This window comes from Exiguobacterium sp. s46, assembly GCF_018618875.1.
GTDB lineage: Bacteria > Bacillota > Bacilli > Exiguobacteriales > Exiguobacteriaceae > Exiguobacterium_A > Exiguobacterium_A abrahamii.
This window is the reverse complement of the sequence record NZ_JACSMY010000001.1, coordinates 1034542-1046498: the sequence shown is the minus strand read 5'-3', so window position 1 is coordinate 1046498 and position 11957 is coordinate 1034542. Positions and strand designations below refer to the sequence as shown.

Sequence of the window (11957 nt, the reverse complement as noted above, 5' to 3'; positions counted from 1 at the left end):
GGATTGTTACTGGTCAAGCAGGCGAAACCTAGGTGAAGCAATGCGTATTTCTATGAAATACGTAACTTGTTCTCATCTGGGTTTCTTTTTGTGTCTATCAACTATGGAGGTGTACTATGAAATACGATCAACTGGCTAAAGCAATCATTGAATCTGTCGGAGGTGAACAAAACGTTAGTTCACTTGTCCATTGCGCGACCCGACTACGTTTCGTACTTAAAGATAAAGCAAAGGCTGATAAACTAAAACTTGAAAAACTAGAAGGTGTTATTGCTGTAAAAGAGAGCGGAGGGCAATTTCAGGTCGTCGTCGGAAATACAGTACCTGAGGTATATCAAGCAATTGGGAAACAAACAAAGCTGATGGAAGAATCAACAGATACTTCTGAGACAAGTGAAAAGGGAAATATTTTCGGTCGAGCGATTGATGTTATTTCGAGTATCTTTACGCCGTTGCTTGGTGTCATGGCGGGAGCAGGTATCTTGAAAGGTTTACTTGCGATTGCGACGAATGCAGGTTGGTTAGTTCCTACCGAAACAACTTATATCATTTTAAATGCTACAGCGGATAGTCTCTTTTACTTCTTACCTATTTTGTTAGCGGTTACATCAGCGCGAAAGTTTGGTGCAAATCAATTTGTTGCCATGACAGTAGCGGGTGCTTTAATTTATCCTACAATCATTCAACTGAAAGCGGATGCAGTCGCGACGACATTCTTCGGTATACCCGTGACGATGATGTCCTATACATCTACAGTCATTCCGATCATTCTTGCCGTTTGGGTTATGAGTTATGTTGAGAAATTTTTCAATCGATATGTCCATGAGAGTGTTAAAAATTTTGTTACTCCTTTGATTGCTCTCGTTACAATCGTTCCATTGACATTAATCGTGTTTGGACCAATCGGCGTTACGTCAGGTGACTTGATTGCTGCTTTTATTTTAAAGGTACTAGCATTTAATCCGATTTTAGCAGGGGCGTTCATTGCCGGTGTATGGCAAATCCTCGTCATTTTCGGTATTCACTGGGGAGTTGTTCCGATTTTCATCAATAACATTGCGACTAAAGGATATGACTATATCAAACCGGCAACTGCACCAGCAATTTTTGCACAGGCAGGAGCATCATTTGGTGTCATGCTTCGATCAAAAAATAAAAAGTTAAAAACATTAGCAGGTTCTACGGGAATTACCGCATTATTCGGTATTACAGAGCCTGCCGTATATGGAGTCACGTTACGCTTAAAGCGTCCTTTCATTGCAGCAATCATTAGTGCAGCAGTAGGTGGAGGAATCGTAGGACATTTTGGAAGTGTAGCAGTTGCTTCTGGTCCTCCGGGATTATTGACGTTACCCGTCTTTATTGGAGATAGTATGACAGCGTTTTACGGGTTGTTAATTGGTGTTGGTGTCTCATTCTTTTTATCGATGGTCTTAACATACATCCTTGGTTTTGAAGATGATCCGATTGAAAAAGAAGTGGAAAAAAATATTCGTCCATCAACAGAGATGACGATTCCAAGCCCAGTGTCAGGTCAAATCGTGTCTCTCGAAAAAGTTTCGGATAGTGTGTTTGCGAGTGGAGCAATGGGGAAAGGTTTCGCAGTCGTTCCGACTGAAGGAAAAGTAATCGCCCCAGTGTCAGGTCAAGTAACTGCTATATTTGCAAGCAAACATGCGATTGGTATTCGGTCAGAGGACGGAATGGAGATCCTCATTCATGTTGGGATTGATACGGTACGCTTAGATGGAACTCACTTCGAATTACACGTCACACAAGACCAGAAAATCGAACCAGGGGATGTATTAATCACTTTTGATATGGAATCGATTCAAGCGGAAGGTTATGACATCATCACACCTGTGATTTTCACGAATTTATCAGAAGAACGACAAATTACGATTGACCAAGATCAAATTTCAGTAAGTGAATACAATAAACCTGCTTTTGCATAAGAAAGGATGAGACGATGCAATTTCCAAAAAACTTTTTATGGGGTGGCGCTATTGCTGCTAATCAAGCAGAAGGTGCCTATTTATCCGATGGAAAGGGATTATCTTCCGTTGATTTAATTCCTAATGGGTCGACTCGAAGAGCCGTCATGAAAGGAGACTTATCACATTATGAGCCGCTCCCAGAACTAACTTATCCATCCCATGAGGCGATTGATTTTTATCATCGCTACAAGGAGGATATTGCGTTATTCGCCGAAATGGGATTTAAAGCACTTCGTTTATCGATTTCATGGGCGCGTATCTTTCCAAATGGTGATGAAGAACAACCAAACGAACAAGGATTGAAGTTTTACGATGAAGTGTTCGATGAATTATTGAAATATGGAATTGAACCGGTCGTTACGATGGCGCACTTTGATGTCCCCGTTCATTTAGTAAAGCATTACGGAAGTTGGCGCAATCGAAAGATGGTTACATTCTTCGAACAATATGTGAAGACGATCGTATCCCGGTATCATTCAAAAGTTCGTTATTGGATGACTTTCAATGAAATAAATATGTTGTTCCATCTTCCTTATATGGGAGCTGGATTAGTATTCGCAGAAGGAGAGAATCGGCAACAAATTCAGTATCAAGCAGCACATCATCAATTGGTAGCGAGTGCGCGTGCCGTGGAAATTGCTCATACGATTAAACCGGATCTTCAGGTTGGGTGTATGTTGGCAGCAGCTATGACATATCCTTATACCTGTAACCCAGATGACGTCGAAAAAGCGATGGAACGTGATCGTGAGAATTTCTTCTTCATTGATGTACAAGCTCGCGGTGCCTATCCTGGTTATGCATTAAGACAATTGAAAGATGCTGGAATTGAAATTCAGATGGAACCAGGTGATATTGAACTATTACGCAACCACACAGTGGACTTTATTGGTTTTAGTTATTATTCGAGTCGCTGTATCAGTACTGATCCAGAAATATTGGATAAGATGACAGCGGGGAATGTGTTCCCGACTGTTAAAAATCCATATTTGAATCAATCGGAATGGGGATGGACGATTGATCCGAAAGGACTCCGTTTAACGGCGAATCAGTTATATGACCGTTATCAACTCCCGTTATTCATCGTCGAAAATGGCTTAGGGGCATTTGATGAATTGGATGGTGAAGGAAACATTCAAGATGACTATCGAATTGCTTATTTAACAGATCACATACGCGCAATGTACGAATCGATTCAAGACGGTGTAGAACTTATCGGTTACACGAGTTGGGGCTGTATTGACCTCGTTAGTGCTTCTTCCGGAGAATATGCAAAACGGTATGGCTATATTTATGTAGATCGTCATGATGATGGCAGTGGAACGAATCGAAGACAAAAAAAGGCGTCATTTGATTGGTATAAAAAAGTAATTGCATCAAATGGTGCCTTTATAGAAAATCAAAAACATATTAAAATCAAATAAAGGTATAGCTAACGATTTTGATCTAGAAATGTTTAGATTACAAATCGTTAGCTTTTTAATTATTATTAGATTCTTTCATAAAAAATCATCAATGAAGGTATTTTCAATATTCAACCATGAATCGCAAACGTATCCCGTAATTCGATGATTGTTCCTTCTGGTGCTTTTAATTTGCTGAGATGACCATCGACGACGAAGTAGATGTTTCCGCCGTGTTTCGGTAGGAAAGGCATCCCGAGTCGTTCCAGGCGTGTTACTTCTTCTTGCAAGTCGTCAACGTAAAGTGCGAAATGGACGGGACCCGCTGCTTGTTTCGTATAATCGGTGAACGGCTGACCCGATTTGGGTGTTTGCAATTCGATATAGAAATCACCGAGTCGTAACCAGCTGTTAAAGGCGCGGTCGTGAAAACCAGGTGACTCTTGAACGAGGGAGAACCCAAGCTGTTCATAAAAGTGTTTAGACGCAGCGTAGTCCGTCGTCTGAATACAGATGTGATGAATTTGTTTCATACTAAAACCTTCCTTCGTGTTCAATGAAATCATGCAAAACTAGTGTAGCATTTCATGGATCGGTTGGAACGAACGAAATGGAGAATAGGATGCAACAAACGATGAATTTGATTTGTGAACGTTTTACAATAGGGCAAATGATTAGCGAACCTGTACGATTGACTGGCGGACTCATGCATGAGACATGGCGATTACAGACGACGACTGGATCTTACGTCTTAAAGCGATTGAATCCGGACATCATGCAACGTCCTGAAGCGCGAAAAAATTTTAAAATGTCAGAAGATGTCGCCATGCAAGCGTCATTTCACTTAGCAGCATTACCAGCACGTCGCGTCAACGATCAAGCGGTACAAACGATTGACGGCTCGGATTACCTTTTATTTGATTGGATCGATGGCAAGACGTTATCAACCGATCAGTTTCGATCGGCACATGCACGACAAATCGGAGTTCAATTAGGACGATTGCACGCTCTTTCTATAGCGACGACTGGCTTCATAAAGCCGGATACCTCAAGTACTTCAATCGATTGGAACGGTCATTTAGAAGAAGGAAAACGGCAGCAAGGAAAGTGGCTGCAGCTATTCATGGAAGAGCAGGAACATTTGCAACGAATTGAAAGATTAGCACAGAAAGCACAGAAACAACTGCCAGTAGACTGGATCGTCAGTCATCGTGATCTCGATCCAAAAAACGTCCTCTGGACACCAACGGGTCCAGTCCTGATTGACTGGGAGTCTGCGGGTCTGATCCATCGAGCCGTCGACGTGTTCGAGACAGCCTGTTATTGGTCGAAGCTGAAAAACAATACGTTTGACCGCGTTCGATTTAACGCATTTCTTGACGGTTACGCGACAAACCAACGTTTGTCTGATGTCGACTGGACGCACGTCATCGATAGCAGTGTTCAAGGAAAGCTCGACTGGCTGAATTTTAATCTCAATCGCTCACTTGGGAAAAGTGGAATCCCTGAGGCGGAACGAGTACTTGGAACGAAGCAAGTCCTTTTAACGATAGAAGAATTACGAGCGCACGACCGGAATCGCTGGATCAAGTGGATGTCGGTAAGATAAGCGTAAAAAGAGGCACCGAATCACTCGATTCGATGCCTCTTCGTTATTAAAACGATTTGACCAACTGTTCAATAGTTGATTCAGGAGTACGAATCGGAATATAACCAAGTTGCTTGATTCGGTCATTCGCAAATGTCGCGTGTTCCGCTGCACGCTTCGGTATTTGGTACGGCTTGTCACTTGCTGTGATCAACTTCATCCGAAAATCCGTCTCAGGTAGATTCGCATCGATCGCATTGAAGATATCCCCATTATGCGCATTCGTTGCGGCAAGGACGATCATTTCGACTAGATTATCCGTATGGACCCACGGGACGACATCGTCCGGGTGCACCCAGGTAATCACATCCGCCTCCTTCATCCGCTCGACTTGACGATCCCCCCAGTAGGACTGCTCCTCGGCACAAATTGATCCTGGACGTAAGATGATTAAATCGGAATCGGGTGTATATTCCTTTAACAGGCGTTCGGATTCCTGCTTTGTATGGATGTAGACATGTTCGGACGGTAGGAGCGGTGACGTTTCCGTAAAATGTCCACTCACGACTTCGCCGTACACGGAAGTCGTCGAGATGTGAATGATGCGCTTGACACGAGCTTTTGTCGCAGCATCTGCGAGATATTGTACACCTGTAACATTTGCTTCCTGTGCTAAATCGGGATCATCTCCGAGATAGGCAGCACAGTGAATCAACAGATCGACGCCTTGAAGTGCTGTAAGAAGCGAATTCGGATCACCGAGTTCACCGATGACTGCGTGGACACCTTTGAAAGCGTATTGATCCGCTTGTTCCTGAGAGCGATACAAACCGCGCACTTCACGCGCTTCTTTTAGAAAACGTCGCGCAACACGAGAGCCAAGCGTTCCGGTCATTCCTGTAACTAAAATCGTACTCTCTTTCAGGTTCATAAGTGCTTACCCCTTTGACTCTGTCTTTTCAGCGAAACATTTTTCGCAGATGAAACGACCTTCGCTTTTTAAGTAAGCTTTGACTTCCGTCATCCCGCGATGTTTTGGATAACGCATTTGAATGTAGACTTTTTCGTTTCCTTCGATCGTTTTGCCACAATGCATACATGTCGGTTCTTTACCAAACATCCTATCGCCCCCTATATATTTGAATCTTCTATCTTATCGTAAAGGAAAAACCAGGGTGTTGGAAGAATAAAGTAAAAAAGGAATCTAAAGGAGGGTGTCTATGATCTTCATTGCTATTTTTCTCGCCGTTGGTGGAGTCGTCTGGTTCATTTCAGCGCGGAGTCAGTCGAAACATCGCTCGCTCGACGATCAGGAATATACACTGAACCAGCATGATGTCCATCAACAACAAAATCATCGTGATTTTTGAAGGCATGTAAAGGAGCATCCAGTCGATTGACTGAATGCTCCTTTTAGCGATTGCGTACATGGAGAAAATATTTTGCGTTGCTCCAGATCAAGGCGATAATCAATAAGCTGATTGCAAAGATCTGAGATTGACCGGTCTCATACGAATACACGACTAATACGACAATGATACCCATCAATAAAAATTGTAACAGGGACTGTGACCGAATCAGACCTTCGAACATGACGTGACGTTCTCCGTCATCTGAGGCAGCGAATAGCTTTTCAGCATAGTTCTTTTCCGAATACTTTGGGAAATAGCGGTTGGGATAGATCTGGCGCATAAGATTGAGAAAATAAATCGAGGCAATACAACTGATGACGAAAAAGAATCCGCTCAGTATCAAATGAAGACCGAACTGGTTTTCAATGATGCTAAAAGAAGCGAGCCCGATACTGAGGAGATTGGAGAACTGCACGATCATCATGCCGTCCGCATAGTAGCGATTCACTTGATCGTCAATCGCGTCCTCTTCGTCGGAAGAAACGGATCGTCGAGTCAATTGACGAATTTGTAAATAGCGTACGACGTAACTGAGAGTCAAGATCGTCAAGATAACGAAAAGACCAGTGAATATGTAATCAAGATAGAGCGATCGTTCAAACTGTGACAAATTGGTATTTTTGAGGACAAACATGACGAAATAACTGCTAATGAAACCGAGTAAAGCTGCGATGATGACCTTGATTGCTTCCTTTTTCATGTTAATTCCTCCTCATCGAAATAAAAGATGTCTTCTAACGGTGTATCAAACACACGAGAAATTTTGACAGCGATCAATAGCGACGGCATGAATTCTTCTCGCTCGATTAAGCTGATCGTCTGGCGCGAAATGCTTGCACGTCGTGCCAGTTCAGACTGATTCCACCCGTGACGAGCACGTAATTCTTTTAACCTGGATTTCATATGGGGATTCACCTCCTATATAATGTAACTTATCATCGTCTTTTTGACAACGATAATAGTCAAAAAGGACAATATAGTGGTCATTTATTCGTAAACCCATCATATGAATGGCATAAACTGTATACTAAAATAAGATGAAAGGAGATGTGAAATCCGTCGATGAAATCTCAGTCACCTGTAAACGATATTTTTTATAATGATGAGGATCTTGCGTACCGAATCGCTTCGATTCTCCAAATGGAAGAGACATTGCTCAAACAAAAAATCGCGTATCTCCAGGACGTCACAGACCCCGGTACCACTTCTGAATACGAACAAGGGCGTCAGCAGCTATCGGATAAGCTCGATACGTTGAGACGTTCCGTAAAAATGGATCTCGTCTCGCGCGATGACGTCCCACTTCGAACGAGAGCACGTTTTGAACAATCACTCAGAGCAACAAGTACGACAGTGGAGGAAGCTTGTCTTATTCAAGACTATCTCCGAATTGAGGCGACGATGCTGACAAAATCGGGAGAGCCGGTTTCCGATCTTCATGCTGATTTATTTGACGAGGATGAATCCACTCGAAAACAAGCGCTCTTATCGATTGAGGAAGCATTCCGCATGAAAGAATCCGTCATTCAACCGTTGTTTTCACGACTCGTTGATTTACGACAAGCGCGTGCCACTGCAAGTGGTAAGATCGGATACGAGGAACTAGCTTTTGCAGAACTCGGACGCGTCGATTATACGAGTCAAGATGTCAATCATTACGCCACTATCATTCAATCCGACTTTCTACCGGTCAAACGGCGATTTCAGCGCGAACAACAAACGTTTCTCGGCAAACAGGTGCTCCATCCGTGGGACGTCCGGCAATCGGCCTATACACAGATTGATCATCACGCGACCGGTTCTGACACTTCATTCTTAGATCAGACTCAAGCCATCCTCGAGAGCGTTCACCCCTATTTTGCGGACGTGTTAAAAGAAATGCGACATAGGAATCATCTCGATATCGGTGCCCGGTCGAACAAAGCGGGCGGAGGATTTTGTGAGTATTTACCGGTCGAACAGCAATCGTTCTTATTCATGAATCGCATCGATACGTTTGATGATCTCGTCATCTTCATGCATGAGATCGGCCATGCCGTTCATCATGATGCGATGAAAGAAACGTACGACGGACTACAACCGATTCCGCTTGAAGTAGGGGAGTTCGCTGCCATGTCGCTCGAGTTGTTGACGATGAACGAATGGCATCAGGTGATTCCGGATAAAAAAGACGTTGCCCGGGCAAAACTCGAACAGATGCGTTCCATTGTCGAGTTCTTACCCGAGACGATCATCGTCGATCGTTTTCAATCTTGGCTCTATGCTCACCCCGACCATGATCCGACAGAACGACATGCCTATTATGCCGATCTCCGAGAATCATACGATACGGACGTCATCGATTGGTCGGAAACACCCGATTGGAAAGGCCACGAATGGATGAGTGTCATCCATCTCTTTGAGACGCCGTTCTATTACATCGAGTACGCGATTGCTCAGATTGCCGCTCTTCAGTTGTATTACCGTTTCACGAAAGATCCCGACCAAACGCTGAAAGATTTCGTCGCAGCTTTAGCTCTTAGTCAAACCCATTCGATTCAAGATGTCTACGCGAGAGCGGGTGTATCTTTCTTGCCGACTGAAGGAGAGATGAGCGAATTAGTGAGCTTTTTGACATCAGAAGTGGAGACTTGGAAGATAATTTTACAGGACGGTACATCGATATAATGAAGGACGACAAGAAAATTCATATACCAGAAGAGTTAGAAAGCCTCTATTTTTTCGGAGTAGAGCCGATTCTTGAGTTTCCGGAGGAAGAAGCATTCTATCAGCGGTCTAAATACATGTTACACAACTCCTCAAAAGAGCGTATTCAGTTTATTCTGTATCCGGCATTTACTGAAATTGAACTCCATGTCCTCCGACCGACTGGGGAGACGCTGTCACGATTACGAATTGAAACAATCCAATCCTTAAAATATGTTGAAGAAAACGGAAAACGTCTGTTACTTGATCATAGTGATGATGGATATTACCGCATAAGTGAGATTCAACTGGATCCGTTATTTTGTATCATTCAGACGGAAAGAAGAAAATAGGAGGACGAACATGAATATCTGTAAAAACATCGTCTATGCGACATTATTCAATGCCACAGGCGATCAATTATTGATGGTCGAGAATCGTGGCGATCACGGTGATTACTATACATTGCCCGGTGGGACGGTCGAACGAGACGAAACGCTACATACGGCAATCACGCGCGAAGTACTGGAGGAGACAGGATTTACGATCATTCCAGGCGACATCGTCCACGTGGCAGAAGCATTCTTCCCGCAAGCGGGGGAACATTGTCTCTTTTTCTTCTTCGCGGGAGAAATCACCTCCGGTCAATTAAAGACGAATGTTCCAGAAGAGATTTCCGGACTTGTCTGGATGGACCGTGAAGAAGCGTTCAAACACCTCAATTTACCGGAAGCATCAAAAGAATCGCTCTTTGCTGGTCGAACGGTACCGTATGATTTTGCCGGAGAGATCATCCACGCGTAAGGAAGTGTCGCTTGACGTACTAAGGTGACGGATTTTCGGGTACAACATTACAGGAGCATTACCCGAAACTTGTAGAAAGTCAGGTGAACACACAGTATGTCGATTCTTACGTTTCACGAAGTCAGCTATCAACACATCTTACACGAAATAACAGGTGAGTTCCGCGAAGGTGTCATTACGACGCTCGTCGGACCGAGTGGTGCCGGGAAAACGACGACATTGAAACATATCAATGGACTGATTTCTCCCGATCGCGGCGAAATTTGTTTTCGAGGCGAACCACTTGAGCAGATGAATTTGCTCGACGTCCGCAAACGGATCGGGATGGCGTTCCAAAGCGCGCCGATGATTCCAGGTACCGTCTACGATAATATCAATTTGCCGAAATCGATCTTCGGTGAATCGTTACCGCGCGAAGAAGCGGAACGTTTGCTACAACAAGTTGATCTATCTGTCGAACTTGAGCGACCGGTCAAAGATTTGTCCGGTGGCGAACGAAGCCGACTTGGAATCGCACGGACACTCGTCAATCGTCCGGACGTCCTGTTGCTCGATGAAATCACGGCAAGTCTCGATTACCGGATGGTACAAGAGATTGAGAAGCTAATCCTTGATCTACAGCAGGAGTTACAGACGACAATCATTTGGATTACGCATGACTTAGAGCAAGCCAAGCGGGTCAGCGACGACATTTGGTTTTTAAAGGATGGACGATTGATCGAGTCTGGTGCATTCAAGGAACTCGCTTCAAATGGTCAAGCCGAGACGCAAGCATTTTTGAAGGGGGAATCGGTATGAGTTACCTCCAACTGGCGACTTCGCTCATCTTCATTTTGATTCCCCTCGTCTTAGCACGGACGTTACGGCTTGGTCTAGAGAAGGACATCATCATCGCAACCGTTCGATCGATTGTACAGCTGTTGATCATCGGTTATATTTTGACGTTCGTCTTTGAAAGCGGAAGTCCAATTTTCATGTTACTGATGATTCTGTTGATGATCGGTGCAGCGACACTGAACGTCATCCGTAAAGGGGACGGGATTCCCGGGATCCAGTGGATCATCTTGTTCACACTGATTGCGGTCGAAGCATTGACGATGGGCATTTTGCTCGGGTTACGAATCATTCCGTTCGAAGCCCAGCAAGTCATTCCAATCAGCGGGATGGTCATCGGAAACTGTATGATCTTGTCCTTATTGTTTCTCAATAAGTTCAAGGACGAGGTCGAACGAAGCGACGAGGTCATCGAACTGATTCTTTCACTCGGTGGAGATGCGAAGACAGCGATTGATACGAGTTTAAAAGGCGCAATCCGGACAAGTATGATTCCAACAATCGAAGCGCAAAAAACGATGGGGCTCGTCCAACTGCCAGGGATGATGAGTGGGTTGATCATCGGTGGCGCGGATCCAATGGAAGCTGTCCTTTATCAACTATTGATTCTATTCCTGATCTTGACGACGGCGGCGATGGCATCGGTCCTCGTTGGTTTTCTATCCTACCGTCGACTATTCAATGAAAAAGCACAATTCATCGGTTTGACCTATAAGAAAAAAGACACGTAAGGAGCAGATTATGCAGACTTATCCGATTACAGAAGCCGACCTGCAACTGGTCGAACTAGCAACCGAAACGATTCAAAGCCGTTACGCTGACGATAAACATCACGTCGCAGCTGCGTTGCGGACAAAAGATGGCGCGACGAAAACGGGTGTTCATGTCGAAGCCTATATCGGACGGGTGACGGTGTGCGCGGAAGCCATCACGATCGGTTCCGCCATCACGGATGGATTGACGGATTTTGAGACGATCGTCGCCGTCCGACATCCCTATTCGGATGAGGCGGACCGAACGATTCGTGTCGTCAGTCCGTGCGGCATGTGTCGCGAATTGATTTCCGACTATGCACCGGACGCATTTGTCCTCTTAACGATCGACGATCAGTTGACGAAAGTCCGGATTGCAGATTTGATTCCATTAAAATATGTTCGACAATAACCAGTAACTCCTCGTCGTTTAGATGAGGAGTTTTTTTGCATTTACTTCTAAATAATCCTTATTATGGTTA

General features: G+C 44.3%; 15 protein-coding genes. 10 read left to right on the top strand and 5 right to left on the bottom strand.

Annotation, left to right across the window (positions count from 1 at the left end; all coding sequences use genetic code 11):
- Positions 1–116: 116 nt before the first annotated feature.
- Positions 117–1955: a beta-glucoside-specific PTS transporter subunit IIABC gene (locus KNQ08_RS05595; protein ID WP_214770332.1), complete on the top strand. Its 1839-nt coding sequence runs from the start codon at positions 117–119 to the stop codon at positions 1953–1955.
- A 14-nt stretch (positions 1956–1969) separates the two neighbouring features.
- Entirely contained in the window at positions 1970–3421 is a 1452-nt protein-coding gene (locus tag KNQ08_RS05590) for a 6-phospho-beta-glucosidase (protein ID WP_214805039.1), read from the top strand.
- A 110-nt stretch (positions 3422–3531) separates the two neighbouring features.
- Here KNQ08_RS05590 and KNQ08_RS05585 read toward each other — a convergent pair whose 3' ends face one another.
- Positions 3532–3933, bottom strand: coding sequence for a VOC family protein (locus tag KNQ08_RS05585; protein ID WP_149427488.1), 402 nt, complete (start codon positions 3931–3933; stop codon positions 3532–3534).
- An 89-nt stretch (positions 3934–4022) separates the two neighbouring features.
- On the opposite strand from KNQ08_RS05585, the gene KNQ08_RS05580 reads away from it, so the two are divergent.
- Positions 4023–5009 (top strand): phosphotransferase, encoded by a 987-nt coding sequence (locus KNQ08_RS05580; RefSeq protein WP_167507579.1) that lies wholly within the window; start codon positions 4023–4025, stop codon positions 5007–5009.
- Between the two features lie 46 nt (positions 5010–5055).
- Here the strand turns inward: KNQ08_RS05580 and KNQ08_RS05575 are convergent, their stop codons facing one another.
- Together KNQ08_RS05575 and KNQ08_RS05570 are read right to left on the bottom strand one after the other, a co-directional pair.
- Complete coding sequence (locus KNQ08_RS05575) at positions 5056–5919, bottom strand: NAD-dependent epimerase/dehydratase family protein (protein WP_149427485.1); 864 nt, start codon at positions 5917–5919, stop codon at positions 5056–5058.
- A gap of 6 nt (positions 5920–5925) precedes the next feature.
- Complete coding sequence (locus KNQ08_RS05570; protein WP_149427483.1) at positions 5926–6108, bottom strand: Fe3+ hydroxamate ABC transporter substrate-binding protein; 183 nt, start codon at positions 6106–6108, stop codon at positions 5926–5928.
- A gap of 100 nt (positions 6109–6208) precedes the next feature.
- Here KNQ08_RS05570 and KNQ08_RS05565 point away from each other — a divergent pair, with 100 nt between their 5' ends.
- Positions 6209–6358, top strand: coding sequence for a hypothetical protein (locus tag KNQ08_RS05565; protein WP_023468457.1), 150 nt, complete (start codon positions 6209–6211; stop codon positions 6356–6358).
- A 43-nt stretch (positions 6359–6401) separates the two neighbouring features.
- Here KNQ08_RS05565 and KNQ08_RS05560 read toward each other — a convergent pair whose 3' ends face one another.
- Positions 6402–7100, bottom strand: a complete 699-nt coding sequence (locus tag KNQ08_RS05560; protein WP_214805037.1) for a DUF3169 family protein — start codon at positions 7098–7100, stop codon at positions 6402–6404.
- A complete protein-coding gene (locus KNQ08_RS05555; protein ID WP_214805035.1) occupies positions 7097–7303 on the bottom strand; it encodes a helix-turn-helix transcriptional regulator in 207 nt (68 codons plus the stop codon). Before KNQ08_RS05555 ends, KNQ08_RS05560 begins: the two co-directional genes overlap by 4 nt.
- Positions 7304–7462: 159 nt before the next feature.
- On the opposite strand from KNQ08_RS05555, the gene KNQ08_RS05550 reads away from it, so the two are divergent.
- The 6 genes from KNQ08_RS05550 to KNQ08_RS05525 all read left to right on the top strand — a co-directional run bounded on the left by KNQ08_RS05550 (position 7463) and on the right by KNQ08_RS05525 (position 11887).
- Positions 7463–9067: a M3 family metallopeptidase gene (locus KNQ08_RS05550; RefSeq protein WP_214805033.1), complete on the top strand. Its 1605-nt coding sequence runs from the start codon at positions 7463–7465 to the stop codon at positions 9065–9067.
- A gap of 116 nt (positions 9068–9183) precedes the next feature.
- Positions 9184–9438, top strand: a complete 255-nt coding sequence (locus tag KNQ08_RS05545; RefSeq protein ID WP_214805031.1) for a hypothetical protein — start codon at positions 9184–9186, stop codon at positions 9436–9438.
- Positions 9439–9448: 10 nt separating this feature from the next.
- The gene (locus KNQ08_RS05540) at positions 9449–9889 is read left to right on the top strand and encodes an NUDIX domain-containing protein (protein WP_082874170.1); all 441 of its coding nucleotides are present in this window, start codon (positions 9449–9451) and stop codon (positions 9887–9889) included.
- Between the two features lie 96 nt (positions 9890–9985).
- Positions 9986–10687, top strand: a complete 702-nt coding sequence (locus KNQ08_RS05535) for an ABC transporter ATP-binding protein (protein ID WP_214805029.1) — start codon at positions 9986–9988, stop codon at positions 10685–10687.
- Positions 10684–11454, top strand: a complete 771-nt coding sequence (locus KNQ08_RS05530; protein WP_064299780.1) for an ABC transporter permease — start codon at positions 10684–10686, stop codon at positions 11452–11454. The genes KNQ08_RS05535 and KNQ08_RS05530 overlap by 4 nt, the downstream gene beginning before the upstream one ends.
- A 10-nt stretch (positions 11455–11464) precedes the next feature.
- Positions 11465–11887 carry a cytidine deaminase gene (locus KNQ08_RS05525; RefSeq protein ID WP_214805028.1) on the top strand — a complete coding sequence of 141 codons (423 nt, stop codon included), beginning with the start codon at positions 11465–11467 and terminating at the stop codon, positions 11885–11887.
- Positions 11888–11957: the final 70 nt, after the last annotated feature.

Excerpts from the sequence above, each read along its gene's own strand:
- KNQ08_RS05530 (WP_064299780.1), top strand. The coding sequence starts at position 10,684 with ATGAGTTACCTCCAACTGGCGACTTCGCTCATCTTCATTTTGATTCCC.
- KNQ08_RS05575 (WP_149427485.1), bottom strand. The coding sequence starts at position 5,919 with ATGAACCTGAAAGAGAGTACGATTTTAGTTACAGGAATGACCGGAACG.
- KNQ08_RS05545 (WP_214805031.1), top strand. The coding sequence starts at position 9,184 with ATGTTACACAACTCCTCAAAAGAGCGTATTCAGTTTATTCTGTATCCG.
- KNQ08_RS05580 (WP_167507579.1), top strand. The coding sequence starts at position 4,023 with ATGCAACAAACGATGAATTTGATTTGTGAACGTTTTACAATAGGGCAA.
- KNQ08_RS05585 (WP_149427488.1), bottom strand. The coding sequence starts at position 3,933 with ATGAAACAAATTCATCACATCTGTATTCAGACGACGGACTACGCTGCG.
- KNQ08_RS05560 (WP_214805037.1), bottom strand. The coding sequence starts at position 7,100 with ATGAAAAAGGAAGCAATCAAGGTCATCATCGCAGCTTTACTCGGTTTC.
- KNQ08_RS05590 (WP_214805039.1), top strand. The coding sequence starts at position 1,970 with ATGCAATTTCCAAAAAACTTTTTATGGGGTGGCGCTATTGCTGCTAAT.
- KNQ08_RS05540 (WP_082874170.1), top strand. The coding sequence starts at position 9,449 with ATGAATATCTGTAAAAACATCGTCTATGCGACATTATTCAATGCCACA.
- KNQ08_RS05570 (WP_149427483.1), bottom strand. The coding sequence starts at position 6,108 with ATGTTTGGTAAAGAACCGACATGTATGCATTGTGGCAAAACGATCGAA.
- KNQ08_RS05550 (WP_214805033.1), top strand. The coding sequence starts at position 7,463 with ATGAAATCTCAGTCACCTGTAAACGATATTTTTTATAATGATGAGGAT.
- KNQ08_RS05535 (WP_214805029.1), top strand. The coding sequence starts at position 9,986 with ATGTCGATTCTTACGTTTCACGAAGTCAGCTATCAACACATCTTACAC.
- KNQ08_RS05565 (WP_023468457.1), top strand. The coding sequence starts at position 6,209 with ATGATCTTCATTGCTATTTTTCTCGCCGTTGGTGGAGTCGTCTGGTTC.
- KNQ08_RS05555 (WP_214805035.1), bottom strand. The coding sequence starts at position 7,303 with ATGAAATCCAGGTTAAAAGAATTACGTGCTCGTCACGGGTGGAATCAG.
- KNQ08_RS05525 (WP_214805028.1), top strand. The coding sequence starts at position 11,465 with ATGCAGACTTATCCGATTACAGAAGCCGACCTGCAACTGGTCGAACTA.
- KNQ08_RS05595 (WP_214770332.1), top strand. The coding sequence starts at position 117 with ATGAAATACGATCAACTGGCTAAAGCAATCATTGAATCTGTCGGAGGT.